We start from the raw sequence: 13,025 nt of genomic DNA, 5'->3' as shown, positions 1-13,025 counted from the left end.
CCTTATACCTCATTCTTTTCGCATGAAAAAATGTATGCGGGAGGCACGTTTCTCCACTCTTTTTCAACTTTAATGTGGGGGAAAAACGTGCGAATTAAATGTTTTTTTAAATTCGTATACTGAAACGTAATAAATTTCCCTTCATCAGCTAATACGCTTCGCGTGTTTTGCAAAATACAATCTGACACCTCAGCTTCTAAAGAAGCAAAAGGAAGACCTGATAATATGTAATCTACTTTTGAAATATCATACTAGATCAAGTACTTTTGAACATGTTCAGCCGAGCCGTGTACCACATACACATTTTTTTCATCTCTTACTTGTTCCTTTACTTTTTCGTAAAAATGCCGATTGTATTCGATAAGAAGCAAAGTTGTACAAGCGCTTCGTCTTCTTATTAATTCACGGGTGAAAACTCCGGTTCCTGGCCCGTACTCTACTATACAGGCTGCATGTTCAAAATCAATCCCTTTCACCATTTTTTTCGCTAAGTGCGTAGAGCTTGGCAAAAGTGCGCCTACCGTTCGCGGCTGATAAAAATATTGAGCCATAAAAGTTAAATTCATTTTCTATTCCTTCTTTCTACTCTTTCTTTCTAGAGTAGAAAAAAAATCTAAAGAAACGTTAAGTAAATTTCTTAAGAATTCTTAAGAAAACAAAAAGGAGGATGGGACATAACGGAATTAACCCAATCTAAAGACGAGCAAATTGGATTAATAAACTCATATGGATTGCTCTTGACACCGCTGTTGATTTCCGTGCAAGACTTCGCTTTCCGCGGGCGGCCGATGAGCCTCCTCGTCGCTTACGCGCCTGTGGGGTCTCATCTGTTCCGCTTTTCCCGCAGGAGTCTTCACCTTGCCCTCCAATCAACAGCTAGAAGCGGTGAAACCAACGTTTATAATAACAGTAAAAAATCCGAATGGTCAGTCAATAATACCGATTGATCATTCGAATTTATTCTTAACTAAAATATTTTTGTCCAGCCTCCATTACTCGTTTAAAAGGTAATTTATCGTAAATAACATCCGCTATTTAAATCAAAGGTAGCTCCTGTATAATGTTTTGCTTGAGGACTCAGTAAAAAAAGAACGGTATCTGCCACGTCTTGAGGTGTAATAAAGCTTGGAACCAGCTGATGAGCGATGTATTCATTTTTGCGCCACTCTGGAATATTTTTCATCATATCGGTATTTACCATTGTAGGTGCTATCGCATTCACCCGGATATAAGGAGAAAAATTCATCGCACAGCTCTTGGTTAATCCTAATATTGCTGCTTTAGACATTCCATATATAGCATCAGAGCTTCCTTCCATTCCTGACACGGACGATATATTAATAATTGCTCCTTCTGTTTCCTTTTTCATTAACAATTCGCCAAAGTACTTGGAGAAATAAACATATCCTTTAATATTAATATCCATCACAAAATCTATTTCGTTTTCTTCATAATCCAATAAATTTTTCCCTAAATACACGCCTGCATTATTAACTAACCCATACAAATTTTTATCTTTTATTTGATAAAAAAGATCTTTTACATCCTTTCCTTTTTTAACATCTACTGCATACGTTTTAATATGGCCCTGGCCCTTTGTATCTTCAGCCATCTGTCTCAAAGCTCCATCGTTAATATCACAAGCAATAACTGAATAGCCCTTCGACACACACTCTTTTACAATTTCTTTGCCAATTCCAGCACCTGCACCCGTAACGATTATCCATTTTCCTTTCATCTCGACACCTCTTATTTACTTCTGTTAGACATACTTGTTATGTAAATATTCAAACACTTATTATACCATTATTTTCTATATAGACATCCCTTTCTTGCGTTCTTTTTTAGCTTGCCTGACAAAGCGCGTATAGTTTTTTATGGGAGTGATAACGATAAGACAGTACATTATTTCAAACAAGAAAGAGATGATAAGACGTGGCAAAAGTACTTTATATTACAGCTCATCCTCACGATGAGTCTCAATCATTCAGTATGGCAACTGGAAAAGCATTTATCGATGCTTACAAAGAGCACAATTCAAGTGACGAAGTTGTACATATTGACCTTTATAAAGAAAATATCCCTCATATTGATGCAGATGTATTTAGCGGCTGGGGCAAACTTCAGTCTGGCTCGGAACTCTCTTCTCATGAACAGGAAAAGGTCAATCGCCTTGCAGAATTGAGCGAACAGTTTGTAGGAGCGGACAAATATATTTTTGTAACGCCTATGTGGAATTTTTCGTTTCCACCGGTTATGAAAGCTTATTTAGACTCTGTAGCCGTAGCAGGTAAGTCATTTAAATACACGGCCGAAGGTCCGGTTGGACTATTAACGGATAAAAAAGCGCTTCATATTCAAGCACGCGGAGGCATTTATTCTGAAGGTCCTGCAGCTGATATGGAAATGGGGCATCGCTATATTGGAATTATGATGAATTTCTTCGGAGTACCTTCGTTAGACGGCATTTTTGTGGAAGGGCATAATGCAATGCCAGATAAAGCCCAAGAAATTAAAGAAAAAGGAATAGCTGAAGCAAAAAAACTTGCCCAAACTTTTTAATACAAAGAGGCTGTAACAAAAATATTTTGATTGAAGGAAGATCCGAACGAGGACTTGAGACTCTTAATGGAGCATCAACTTTGTTCGGATTTTTCTGTTGGTAATGTGAACGTAGCTTTCATGCATGGTGACTGCTTCCAGCAGTTAATTGGAGGGCAAGGCGAAGACTCCTGCGGGAAAAGCGGAACAGATGAGACCCCACAGGCGCGTAAGCGACGAGGAGGCTCATCGTCCGCCCGCGGAAAGCGAAGCCTTGCACGGAATTTAACTGCGATGTAACAAGCCATTCATACTAGATCATTTATCCCGTTTGTTCGTCTTTCGATGGAAGTGATTTCGTTATGTCTAAGTCTCTTTTCTACGCAAAAAAGCTTTCTCTTTCCCTTTCGATCCACCTGTCCATTTCTCGATCACTTTTTTCTACAAGTCTGTTAACGAGGATATCATGCCAAATATAGTTTTCAAGTAAATTAATGTTAACTCCGTTATTGGTATAGTAAGCCATTTCTTTATGACCATAAATCATTTCACTGCTGTCAACAGATATAATAAACCAGTTTTGATTCCCAATATTTTCGGTATAGCTTGTATGGCGGTGCCGGTCAAATTCCTCCATCGCTTCATCTTGTTCAAACACAATTCCTTTTAGTGTGACACTCTTCCTTAGCTGTAATAAAAGAGGTTTCAACTCATTATAAATATCAGGCCAAAGCGAGATGACAATTTTATTTTTTGCTTTTAACAATAGCGACTCACAAAAAGCAAGAATGGCTGTTTCACCTCTCATCGTCATAACCCGGCTTTCTTCTATAGACTCTGCAGCTTCAAGACGTTTAAGCGTTTCGCTAACGTCTTCATACGTTTCGTTCCATTTTTTCTGCAGCGAATGCAAAAAAGCATCGACGGGCAGCGACGTGTACTGGGTGCCATCATTACTCTCTTCTTTTAACACCATGCCTTTTTCCTCTAGTGTTTGTAAAATATCGTATACACGAGCTCTTGGCACACCTGAATGTTTACTAATGCTATAAGCAGTGGAAGATCCTTTTTTGACAAGCGTCACGTATACTTTTGATTCATACTGATTAAATCCAAGCGACTGCAGCTGCTGAATAATATTTTCCATAAAGGAAACCTCCCTGTTTTTTAAGTTATTTGAAATTTTCATCATTTATATATTTACAACTGCTTTTTATATAGTTACTATTTAAGTAGTCACTATATATATATTATGACATGAGGAAGGTGCTTTATGGAAGAATTAAGTTTACAGATTGTTCTTTTGCTTTTACTCTTTGGTTTTTTAGCTGCATTCATTGACTCCGTAGTGGGCGGAGGCGGTTTAATTTCTACACCCGCTCTTTTATTTTTAGGCCTGCCGCCCGCTGCTGCCTTAGCTACAAATAAATTAGCTGGAACGATGGGCGTATTAACGAGTACCATTCGATTTGTCAAATCCGGAAAAGTCGATTTTCGCGTTGTGGGTAAATGGTTTCCTTTTGTATTTATTGGCTCTTTGGGAGGTTCAATCACCGTTCATTTTCTATCCTCTGCTTTTTTGAAACCTGTTATTTTGATTCTCCTTGTTTTAGTTGCTATTTATACAATCTTCAAAAAAAACTGGGGCACCACGTCCACGTATAAGCCGCTGTCTATTAAGAAACTTATTTTCTTTACTGCACTTATTTTTATTATTGGCTTTTACGATGGATTTTTAGGAGCAGGCACGGGTTCATTTATTTTATTTGCTTTTTTATTTATGGGATTTGATTTCCTGCAGTCAGCAGGCAGCGCAAAATTTTTAAATTTCGGCAGTAATTTAGGTGCTTTGCTTGTATTTTTGTATTTTGATTCTGTTGTATTTTCTTACGGATTAATTATGGGGTTTGCGATGATCGTGGGTTCTTTCGTTGGATCAAACGTCGCTTTATCAAAAGGCGTGACGTACGTCCGAACGCTTTTTATTCTTGTCACTTTGAGCCTTATTAGCAAAAACATATTCGACTATGTAAATCAGTACAAATAGATCAATGGTTTCTTTAGAACTATAACAATGAACCTATATATCTATTATATTAATAAAACCACCTCTTACTATTTTCTTATTTTTGGGTAAATATGTAAAAAGACACTAAAATTGTTGTATACTGATCGATGTTGTTTTACATAATTAGAAATATTATACAGAGGTGAACGTTTTGTTTAAGAAATTTAGGTTTTTATGGTTTATTTTGCTGATCTTTGCACTTATTTTTGTCAAAAATACGTTCTTTTCTTCTTCAGAGAACGCCGCTGAGACGCTAGCAACGTCCGATGTTCCACAAGCCGCAGCTACTTTCAAAGAGGGAAACAATCAGCAGGACGGAGTCATTATTCAAAAATATCGCAAACAGCTAGATGCAGCACAGAAAAAAAATGACGAAAAAGCTACTAAAGAAATACAAGAAAAAATTTATGAAGACGGAAGACAGACGGCACTAAACTTTTTACCGCGCAATAAATTTCAAAGAGCTTTTTCTCAGCCTTCGAAAAAATCGGCCGATGACATTTATAACTTTCTAATTGCCCAAGTAGGGTTTGGAGGATATGATTCTCTTTATCAAGAAGCAATAGCCGCAAAAAAAGAAGCAGCTTCTTCTACTGATGAATTAAATATGAGTGGCATTCAAGCTAAAACCGCTGCACTTACATACGGCACACTCGCACAAAGAGAGCAGCTGCTTGTTACAAGTCTTGCCTATGACTTAAGCAGCGTAGGCGTCATTTCTTCCGATACAGCTAAAGGTATTGATAAAAAAGCTACTCATATGCTAGAAGTTAGAAAAGAAGGAATAAATGCCGCGATGCAAGAATAAGCGAAACAGCTCTTTTCTCCTTCCTAATAAAAACGTGTCCGCCTGTTTGGCGAACACGTTTTTTTGTTTAATAAATAATAGCCTGTACGCTCATTATTGTAACGGTTAAAATAAGTATCACGTTTCCTATAATTAACCACGGCTTTGCGCTTCCTCTTCTACCTTTAATAGCCGTGATTAGTCCAGCAATGGGCAATAAAGCCATAATGATGACCCAAATTTTACGAAGAATGCTGGAATCCAAATAAAAACCAAACTGCATCATCGCAAATAACACGACTGTAATAAGGAAGAAAAGTGTAGGCACAGCTAAATGAATGCCTCTTGGTCTCATTGAGTAGTACACAACATCACTTTCTTTCTATGTAAAATCTTACGTAAAATAACGTTATCATTTACACAGAGTTTTGACAACTTTTTGAAGGATTTTGTCAACAAATTTTAATAATCCAGAAGAAATCACTTCTCATTCAGCTGCCCGAAGACTGCCGGAAGTGCAGAAATAACGTCACTTGCTAACATATCTATCATTGTATGCCCCTGATCGAGCAGCACATCCGCTGCTTTTCCATGAACATATACCGCATTGCTGATTGCTTCTTGAAGAGAATCATGCTGCATAATAAAAGCGAGGATGATTCCGGTTAACGTGTCACCCGTTCCACCTTTTGCGAGTCCTGCGTTTCCAGTGGTATTTACGTATTGTTTTCCATCCGGCGTTGTAACGATCGTGTTTGGACCTTTTAATACAAGATACACACCATTTTCCACTGCGTATTGGCTAGATATCGAAAATCGATTTGCTTCTACTTCTGCGATTGTTGTATCCACTAGTCTAGCCATTTCTCCCGGATGAGGTGTTAAAATCGTTGCGTGTTCTCTTTCTTTTAGTTCTTTTATCAAATCCGGCAGATGAAAAAGAGCATCTGCGTCGATTACAACAGAAACGGGCTGTTGAAGTACTTGTTCGACAACTTTCTTCGTTTCTTCCGTTCTCCCAAGCCCTGGTCCAACTGCAATTGCATCGTACTTTGCTTCTTCTAAAGGAATCTCTCCTGCAAAAAAGCCATCTTTGCTTGGGCATGGCTTATACATCACTTCTAACATGTGAGCAGCTGCAATCGCATGAATATCATTAGGAAGCGCAAGCGTTAAGAGCCCTGCTCCGCTTGTGAGCGCTGCTTTTGACGTTAGCATCGGCGCTCCGGGTGTTTGAAGTGAACCTCCTATTACGATTCCTTTTCCATGTGTACCTTTATTGGACGAAGCATTCCGAATGGGAAAAGATTTCTTAATATGCTGAGTTGACCATACCTCTTTAAGAGATGAGCTTTTTTCAATTGCTAGCGGTGGGATACCGATATCTACTACAATCAATTCACCATAGCTTTCTTTGCTCGGGTATGTAAATGCCGTGATCTTTGGCTGCTGAAGCGTAATCGTAGCATCTGCACGTACCGTAAGCTCTTGCTTCTGTTCCATTACTCCACTTGGGACATCGATGCTGTATATGTAAGCCTTAGAGTCGTTTATTTTTTTTATAATGTTATCATAAGGAGATTTGATGCTGCCTTTTACGCCTATACCTAATAAACAATCAATAAGGACCGTATACTTTTTCACAGAGAAGTTGTCTCCCGCCGATTGCCACGCGAATCCAGCATTTTCATAGATGATCATGGCTTTTTTAGCTGCGCCTTTTATTTTCTCCGGTGCAGGAACTACCCAGACGTCAACTTCATAGCCTTTTGACTTCAAAGCACGGGCAATAACAAAGCCGTCTCCTCCGTTGTTTCCCGTTCCTATAAGCAGCCCTATTTTTTCATATTTTTCAATTCGCTCACTCAGCGCGTTTGCAGCAGCCTGTCCGGCATTTTCCATAAGGGACTCTTCACTCATCCCAATTGTATTCGTCATATAATCATCTACTTGATACATCTCTTGATTCGTTACAATTCTCATTATGCTGCTCCTTACTGAAACGGAAATGGTTCGTCTGTATTTACCGTTCCTTTTATTTTCGTTATAGTTAATTGTTCTCCTTTCACCCAATCCTCAAACGAGAAAATAAGAGGTTTTGCTTTTCGTCCAATTCCCACAATGACTTGCAGCGTCTCCGGTACATATGCCACTGTATGAAGCGTTCCAGCAGAATTCCGGTAATCTTCTTTAAAAATACCGTATTCATCTTCATTAAATAAAGAAAAAGCTTCAAGAGGCAATAGCTTTTTTTCAATATGATCTCGAATATGATCGAGCCTTTCCTTTGACTCTACCAAATGATGACGATTTTCTTCGACCAGCTGATTAAAATGGTTCGTACACCCCATCATCGTTCCTCTTTGTACATGAACGCCTCGTCCAGATGCTTCGACTACTGCTCCCTGTCCGCTGCGGTCGTAAATGGAATAATTAAACGCATGACGGTGCGGTGCCCTTTCTAAAATAGCAACAGCCTCTTCTGTCGTTTCACATGTTTCTAAAATAAACCGAGCAAGCGTACAGCAAATAAATCCGTTCGTTTGACGGCGGCGATTAACAAAATGATAGCCAATTGCTAATCCTTTTTCGTTCATTCCATCCATTCGCCCAATCATTCTTGTTCCAAACCCGACGCTTGCATATCCTTCCTTTGGCTGAAAAAGCAAAAATCGACCTTCGTACGTTTTCGGATGATAATCGTAGTTCCGCACATACACACCGTGCTGCATAAGAGCAGAACATCCCGTTTTCTTCCACTCTTGCTGATATCCGCTGTACTCATGTATAACGTCTTCAAGAGGCCAATCTAAGCCTTCTGCTAAGCCCAATAGCTCATCCCACAGTCCGGGAGCAAATAAGTCGTAATAATGACGAGCTTCTTTTGCTATCGTTTGATAGCTGCGTAATGAACGTTTTCTTCTTTTTTGATGATTTTCAAACAGCTTTGTTCCTTTATGTAATTCCCCTTGCATTTTACCAAGCTCTCGGTAAGAGCCTCGCCCTTGAATAACGTCTACCTGTATTTCTTTCACTTCTATCACTCCAATTTTCCAGTACCTTTATTGTGCAGCAAGCGCTCTATTCTTTGCAACTTTCTCCTCTCATAGAACGCTCTTCCTTTGAATACAGTTATAAAGAAACAGGTCGAAAGATTGAAAAGCATTATCATAAGAGGTGATCATATTGCTAAAGGAAGTTCAGCTAGAGATTCAGCGAAGAATCGCCTATCTGCGCCCAACACAAAAAAATGACGGGTCATTTCGCTACTGTTTTGAAACAGGCGTTATGCCTGATGCGTTTTTAATTATGCTTCTTCGCACCTTTGATTTAGATAAAGAAGTGTTGATTAAACAATTAACCGAACGGATCGTTTCCCTTCAAAATGAAGATGGTCTTTGGACGTTGTTTGATGATGAAGAACATAACTTATCCGCTACTATTCAAGCTTATACAGCTCTTTTATATTCAGGATATTACCAAAAAAATGACCGGATTTTGCGAAAAGCAGAAAGATATATTATAGATTCAGGAGGCATTTCTCGCGCTCATTTTCTCACAAGATGGATGCTTTGTGTTAACGGCTTATACGAGTGGCCAAAGCTATTTTACCTCCCGCTTTCTCTTTTGCTCGTGCCTACCTATGTACCGCTTAACTTTTATGAACTAAGCACCTATGCCAGAATTCACTTCGTCCCGATGATGGTAGCTGGAAACAAAAAATTTTCACTTACTTCTAGGCATACACCTTCTCTTTCTCATTTAGATGTAAGAGAGCAGAAACAGGAAGCGGATGAAACTGCTCAAGAATCACGCGCTTCTATTTTTTTAGTCGACCATTTAAAACAGCTGGCTTCTTTACCTTCTTACATCCACAAGCTTGGTTATCAAGCAGCCGAGCGTTATATGCTAGAAAGACTTGAAAAAGATGGAACACTCTACAGCTACGCAACCTCTACTTTTTTTATGATTTACGGCCTTTTGGCTCTTGGCTATAAAAAAGATTCCTTTGTGGTTCAAAAAGCAATTGACGGTATTTGTTCACTACTTAGTACATGCAGCGGCCACACGCACGTAGAAAACTCCACGTCAACCGTTTGGGATACCGCCCTGCTATCTTACGCTCTACAAGAAGCAGGTGTACCGCAGCAAGATCCCATGATTAAAGGCACAACTCGTTACTTAAAGAAAAGACAGCATACAAAGCTTGGAGACTGGCAGTTTCATAACCCCAATACAGCGCCTGGAGGCTGGGGATTTTCCGATATTAATACGAATAACCCTGACTTAGACGATACGTCTGCTGCTATTAGAGCTCTTTCTAGAAGAGCGCAAACCGATACAGATTATTTGGAGTCTTGGCAAAGAGGCATTAACTGGCTGTTGTCCATGCAAAACAAAGACGGGGGTTTTGCTGCATTTGAAAAAAATACCGACTCTATTTTATTTACTTATCTGCCGCTTGAAAATGCAAAAGATGCAGCGACGGATCCGGCTACTGCCGATTTAACCGGTCGAGTGCTTGAGTGCCTCGGAAACTTTGCCGGTATGAATAAATCCCACCCTTCGATTAAAGCTGCAGTAAAATGGCTGTTTGATCATCAATTGGATAACGGAAGCTGGTACGGCCGGTGGGGTGTTTGCTACATTTACGGAACGTGGGCCGCTATTACTGGACTCCGTGCTGTAGGAATTTCTGCTTCTGATCCGCGTATCATCAAAGCCATCAATTGGCTCAAAAGCATTCAACAAGAAGACGGCGGATTCGGAGAATCATGCTATAGCGCTTCTTTAAAAAAATATGTGCCTTTACCCTTTAGCACTCCTTCTCAAACGGCTTGGGCTCTCGATGCTTTAATGACAATATGTCCATTAAAAGATCGAGCAGTTGAAAAAGGAATTAAATTTTTACTGAATCCAAATCTTACAGAGCAGCAAATTCATTATCCCACGGGAATTGGTCTTCCTGGACAATTTTATATTCAGTACCACAGCTACAATGATATTTTTCCTCTTCTTGCACTTGCCCACTACGCAAAAAAACATTCTTCATAAAGGGGTTGAGACATGACGAAATGAATCCAATCTAAAGACGAACATATAGGATACATGAGCTCCTATGGATCGCTTGTGACACGGCAGTTGATTTCCGTGCAAGGCTTCGCTTTCCGCGGGAGTCTTCGCCTTGCCCTCCAGTCAACTGCTAGAAAGACTTACACACATGAAACCTATGTTTACCCTAACAAAAAAAACGAACCACGAATCAAACATCTTGATCAATGGTTCGTTTTTCACTTTGTCTAAAATCCTTTTATCCCAGCCTCTTTTTGTACATAAAAGCAGGTTTTTTTAGGAGACAAGTGGAATACCTTTTTAATGTTGGGAAAGAAAGGATGCATCAAATGAATAATGTTTCACCACTTTTAAAAGGAAAAAACGTGATACTAAGAAAACCAAAAGACAGCGATGTACATGACTATCTAGCGTGCAAGCAAACAAAAGAGCTTATTCGTATGTACGGAGGCGATACCCGAAACTTAAAACCTCTTACATTACAAGATGCCAAGCGGCACGTCGAGTACATAAAGTCTCAAAAGCTGAATTGGTGTGTTGAATATCAGCAGCAGTTTGTTGGAGAAGCCCGGCTGACCGTTAACGAGTACGACCGGCGCGCACGGTATGCTATTGGTTTATTCGATTCTTCCGTTTGGAATCAAGGGCTCGGCACTGAAGTTACAAAATTGGTGCTGGCCTACGCATTTGAACACCTTCACTTGCACAGAGTCGATTTACGAGTGCTTGAATACAACCATAGAGCCATTGCTTGTTATGAAAAATGCGGTTTTGTAAAAGAAGGAATAGAGCGTGAAGGTGCTTTTATTGAAGAAGCATTTCAGACAGATATTATCATGAGTATACTCGAACAAGAGTATTATCAGCTTTAGAGGAGAGAAACAGCTGTCATCATCGTACTTCTTTAAAAGTTCGTATAGCCCAAGCCTTTTGTGAATAAAGTAACATAACGATATAACCAAAGGAGCCAACAATGACAGCTTATGATTCCTCTTCTTTTGTATTTGTAACCATTGATAAACATGACATTGCTGCTTTTTTACTCATTGATATTATTTGCAGCACCACTATTTATGTAGCATGTAAACATTATCTCCACAATGAGCTTGTTTCCATTGCAAGCAGCGCTCTTTTTCCCATGGTATGTAAGAAGGTTTCTCGACGCTAGCTCAGCTTTTTACCGGTTCTTTTAATGACAGCCAAGTGCGTTCCTTCTGCTGCTGAATCTCTACGGAGTGATTAAAAAATTTAGAAAGATGCGGCTCAGTGAGCTGGTCTTTCGTTTTTCCAGAAGAAAACACTTCTCCTTGGCGCATACAAAGCGTATGGGTAAAGCAAGGCAAAATTTCTTCTACATGGTGAGTAACATAAATAAGCGTAGGAGCATTTGGCTGCTCTGCCATTTTTGCAATCAGATGAAGAAGCTGTTCTCGGGCCATTATATCTAGACCTGTACATGGCTCATCAAGTATTAAAAGCTTTGGTGAAGCCATAAGAGCTCGAGCAATTAGCACTCGCTGGCGCTCTCCTTGAGAAAGTGTTCCGTAGGCCTGATTTTGTAAATCTTCGCAATTTAGCAGCTTCATTAATTCTATGGCTTGGTTCATATCTTTTTGCTCCACTTTTTCATATAACCCAATAGATGCAAATTTTCCGCTTAAAATCATTTCTACAACCGTATCGTCATCTCGAAACCGCTGTTGAAGCGAAGAGCTTACCCATCCAATTTCTTTTCTGAGCTCAGACAGATTTGTTTCTCCAAATTTCCTTGAAAGAACTTCTACTTCCCCTTTTGTAGGCCAAATATATCCGTTGATGATATTTAAAAGCGTCGTTTTTCCGGAACCATTTAACCCAAGCAAACACCAATGTTCCCCTTTTTCCACTGACCACGACACGCTTTTTAAAATTTCTTTTTCTCCTCGTTTTACCGAAACGTTGTTAATGTTGATCATGCTAACACTCCTTTACTCTCATTTTTCATTATATATACTATAAAAGAATAATGATTTATCCCATTTGTTAACTTGCTTTTCTTTTTTCATGCCAATTCTTTCAGCCACTTTAATCGATGGATAATTGTGAGGATCTATCAATGATATAATCTTCTGAAATTTCAGCGTATGAAGGCCATAATCTAAACAAGCTTTTGCTGCTTCACTCGCATAGCCTTTTCCCCAGCGGCTGCGTAAAAATAAATAGCCAAGCTCTGGATCTACCTTGCCGTCTACTTTTTGAAGAACCATGCCGCACTGCCCTAGAAACTCTCGATTCTGTTTATCTTCAGCGATCCACATGCTAATGCCATATGTTTGATAATGCTGCTTCATCCATTGAATCCAGCGATATGTGTCTTGTTCATTTTTAGTAGAAGAATAATACTTCATGGCTTCAGCATCTTCAAATATTTTCATTAAATTGCCTGCATCGCTTTCAGCCATAGCTCGCAGCGTCATTCGCTCTGTCTCAATAATCGTATAAATCCTCTCCTTTCTTCCATTCCAACATCTACTATCTTTATTATCCGCTACTATTTTCTTTTCGTAAAGTTTTCCT

The 13,025-nt window shown here is 39.3% G+C and carries 15 protein-coding genes and 1 pseudogene; 7 read left to right on the top strand and 9 right to left on the bottom strand.

Going from position 1 to position 13,025, the window contains the following annotated elements:
* Positions 1 to 2: 2 nt before the first annotated feature.
* The 3 genes and pseudogenes from ACH0CI_RS17075 to ACH0CI_RS17065 all read right to left on the bottom strand — a co-directional run bounded on the left by ACH0CI_RS17075 (position 3) and on the right by ACH0CI_RS17065 (position 1,738).
* Positions 3 to 566 (bottom strand): annotated as a pseudogene (locus ACH0CI_RS17075) (class I SAM-dependent methyltransferase).
* 127 nt (positions 567 to 693) lie between these two features.
* Positions 694 to 873, bottom strand: coding sequence for a hypothetical protein (locus tag ACH0CI_RS17070; RefSeq protein ID WP_080963388.1), 180 nt, complete (start codon positions 871 to 873; stop codon positions 694 to 696).
* A 139-nt stretch (positions 874 to 1,012) separates the two neighbouring features.
* Positions 1,013 to 1,738, bottom strand: a complete 726-nt coding sequence (locus ACH0CI_RS17065; RefSeq protein ID WP_406901936.1) for an SDR family NAD(P)-dependent oxidoreductase — start codon at positions 1,736 to 1,738, stop codon at positions 1,013 to 1,015.
* A 197-nt stretch (positions 1,739 to 1,935) separates the two neighbouring features.
* Here ACH0CI_RS17065 and ACH0CI_RS17060 point away from each other — a divergent pair, with 197 nt between their 5' ends.
* Positions 1,936 to 2,562, top strand: coding sequence for an FMN-dependent NADH-azoreductase (locus tag ACH0CI_RS17060; RefSeq protein ID WP_406901935.1), 627 nt, complete (start codon positions 1,936 to 1,938; stop codon positions 2,560 to 2,562).
* A gap of 66 nt (positions 2,563 to 2,628) precedes the next feature.
* Positions 2,629 to 2,841 carry a hypothetical protein gene (locus tag ACH0CI_RS17055; RefSeq protein ID WP_335707311.1) on the top strand — a complete coding sequence of 71 codons (213 nt, stop codon included), beginning with the start codon at positions 2,629 to 2,631 and terminating at the stop codon, positions 2,839 to 2,841.
* 79 nt (positions 2,842 to 2,920) lie between these two features.
* Here ACH0CI_RS17055 and ACH0CI_RS17050 read toward each other — a convergent pair whose 3' ends face one another.
* Positions 2,921 to 3,688 (bottom strand): TrmB family transcriptional regulator, encoded by a 768-nt coding sequence (locus ACH0CI_RS17050; RefSeq protein ID WP_034265773.1) that lies wholly within the window; start codon positions 3,686 to 3,688, stop codon positions 2,921 to 2,923.
* A gap of 126 nt (positions 3,689 to 3,814) precedes the next feature.
* Here ACH0CI_RS17050 and ACH0CI_RS17045 point away from each other — a divergent pair, with 126 nt between their 5' ends.
* Positions 3,815 to 4,588, top strand: a complete 774-nt coding sequence (locus ACH0CI_RS17045) for a sulfite exporter TauE/SafE family protein (RefSeq protein WP_013056888.1) — start codon at positions 3,815 to 3,817, stop codon at positions 4,586 to 4,588.
* 163 nt (positions 4,589 to 4,751) lie between these two features.
* Positions 4,752 to 5,417, top strand: a complete 666-nt coding sequence (locus ACH0CI_RS17040) for a hypothetical protein (protein WP_228307703.1) — start codon at positions 4,752 to 4,754, stop codon at positions 5,415 to 5,417.
* 67 nt (positions 5,418 to 5,484) lie between these two features.
* Here ACH0CI_RS17040 and ACH0CI_RS17035 read toward each other — a convergent pair whose 3' ends face one another.
* The 3 genes from ACH0CI_RS17035 to ACH0CI_RS17025 form a co-directional block, all read right to left on the bottom strand.
* Entirely contained in the window at positions 5,485 to 5,763 is a 279-nt protein-coding gene (locus ACH0CI_RS17035) for a hypothetical protein (RefSeq protein WP_223260155.1), read from the bottom strand.
* A 113-nt stretch (positions 5,764 to 5,876) separates the two neighbouring features.
* Positions 5,877 to 7,379: an NAD(P)H-hydrate dehydratase gene (locus ACH0CI_RS17030; protein WP_335707298.1), complete on the bottom strand. Its 1,503-nt coding sequence runs from the start codon at positions 7,377 to 7,379 to the stop codon at positions 5,877 to 5,879.
* An 11-nt stretch (positions 7,380 to 7,390) separates the two neighbouring features.
* Complete coding sequence (locus ACH0CI_RS17025; RefSeq protein ID WP_335707297.1) at positions 7,391 to 8,431, bottom strand: C45 family autoproteolytic acyltransferase/hydrolase; 1,041 nt, start codon at positions 8,429 to 8,431, stop codon at positions 7,391 to 7,393.
* A 142-nt stretch (positions 8,432 to 8,573) separates the two neighbouring features.
* Here ACH0CI_RS17025 and ACH0CI_RS17020 point away from each other — a divergent pair, with 142 nt between their 5' ends.
* The 3 genes from ACH0CI_RS17020 (at position 8,574) to ACH0CI_RS17010 (ending at position 11,637) form a co-directional block, all read left to right on the top strand.
* Positions 8,574 to 10,451, top strand: a complete 1,878-nt coding sequence (locus tag ACH0CI_RS17020; RefSeq protein WP_116738227.1) for a terpene cyclase/mutase family protein — start codon at positions 8,574 to 8,576, stop codon at positions 10,449 to 10,451.
* Between the two features lie 347 nt (positions 10,452 to 10,798).
* Positions 10,799 to 11,341: a GNAT family N-acetyltransferase gene (locus ACH0CI_RS17015; protein ID WP_028413495.1), complete on the top strand. Its 543-nt coding sequence runs from the start codon at positions 10,799 to 10,801 to the stop codon at positions 11,339 to 11,341.
* 101 nt (positions 11,342 to 11,442) lie between these two features.
* Complete coding sequence (locus tag ACH0CI_RS17010; RefSeq protein WP_013056879.1) at positions 11,443 to 11,637, top strand: hypothetical protein; 195 nt, start codon at positions 11,443 to 11,445, stop codon at positions 11,635 to 11,637.
* Position 11,638: 1 nt separating this feature from the next.
* Here ACH0CI_RS17010 and ACH0CI_RS17005 read toward each other — a convergent pair whose 3' ends face one another.
* Complete coding sequence (locus tag ACH0CI_RS17005; RefSeq protein WP_335707296.1) at positions 11,639 to 12,424, bottom strand: ABC transporter ATP-binding protein; 786 nt, start codon at positions 12,422 to 12,424, stop codon at positions 11,639 to 11,641.
* 18 nt (positions 12,425 to 12,442) lie between these two features.
* On the bottom strand, positions 12,443 to 12,925 hold the full coding sequence (locus ACH0CI_RS17000) for a GNAT family N-acetyltransferase (RefSeq protein ID WP_047751057.1): 483 nt from the start codon (positions 12,923 to 12,925) through the stop codon (positions 12,443 to 12,445).
* Positions 12,926 to 13,025 lie beyond the last annotated feature (100 nt).

This window comes from Priestia sp. 179-F W1.4 NHS, from assembly GCF_045369295.1.
Taxonomy (GTDB): domain Bacteria; phylum Bacillota; class Bacilli; order Bacillales; family Bacillaceae_H; genus Priestia; species Priestia zanthoxyli.
The sequence above is the reverse complement of the archived record's forward strand: the minus strand, read 5'-3'. Positions and strand labels throughout refer to the sequence as shown.

What these genes read in the sequence shown, in the direction of transcription:
- ACH0CI_RS17030 (WP_335707298.1), bottom strand. Translation starts at nt 7,379, where the DNA reads ATGAGAATTGTAACGAATCAAGAGATGTATCAAGTAGATGATTATATG.
- ACH0CI_RS17015 (WP_028413495.1), top strand. Translation starts at nt 10,799, where the DNA reads ATGAATAATGTTTCACCACTTTTAAAAGGAAAAAACGTGATACTAAGA.
- ACH0CI_RS17050 (WP_034265773.1), bottom strand. Translation starts at nt 3,688, where the DNA reads ATGGAAAATATTATTCAGCAGCTGCAGTCGCTTGGATTTAATCAGTAT.
- ACH0CI_RS17000 (WP_047751057.1), bottom strand. Translation starts at nt 12,925, where the DNA reads ATGACGCTGCGAGCTATGGCTGAAAGCGATGCAGGCAATTTAATGAAA.
- ACH0CI_RS17005 (WP_335707296.1), bottom strand. Translation starts at nt 12,424, where the DNA reads ATGATCAACATTAACAACGTTTCGGTAAAACGAGGAGAAAAAGAAATT.
- ACH0CI_RS17010 (WP_013056879.1), top strand. Translation starts at nt 11,443, where the DNA reads ATGACAGCTTATGATTCCTCTTCTTTTGTATTTGTAACCATTGATAAA.
- ACH0CI_RS17065 (WP_406901936.1), bottom strand. Translation starts at nt 1,738, where the DNA reads ATGAAAGGAAAATGGATAATCGTTACGGGTGCAGGTGCTGGAATTGGC.
- ACH0CI_RS17045 (WP_013056888.1), top strand. Translation starts at nt 3,815, where the DNA reads ATGGAAGAATTAAGTTTACAGATTGTTCTTTTGCTTTTACTCTTTGGT.
- ACH0CI_RS17055 (WP_335707311.1), top strand. Translation starts at nt 2,629, where the DNA reads ATGGAGCATCAACTTTGTTCGGATTTTTCTGTTGGTAATGTGAACGTA.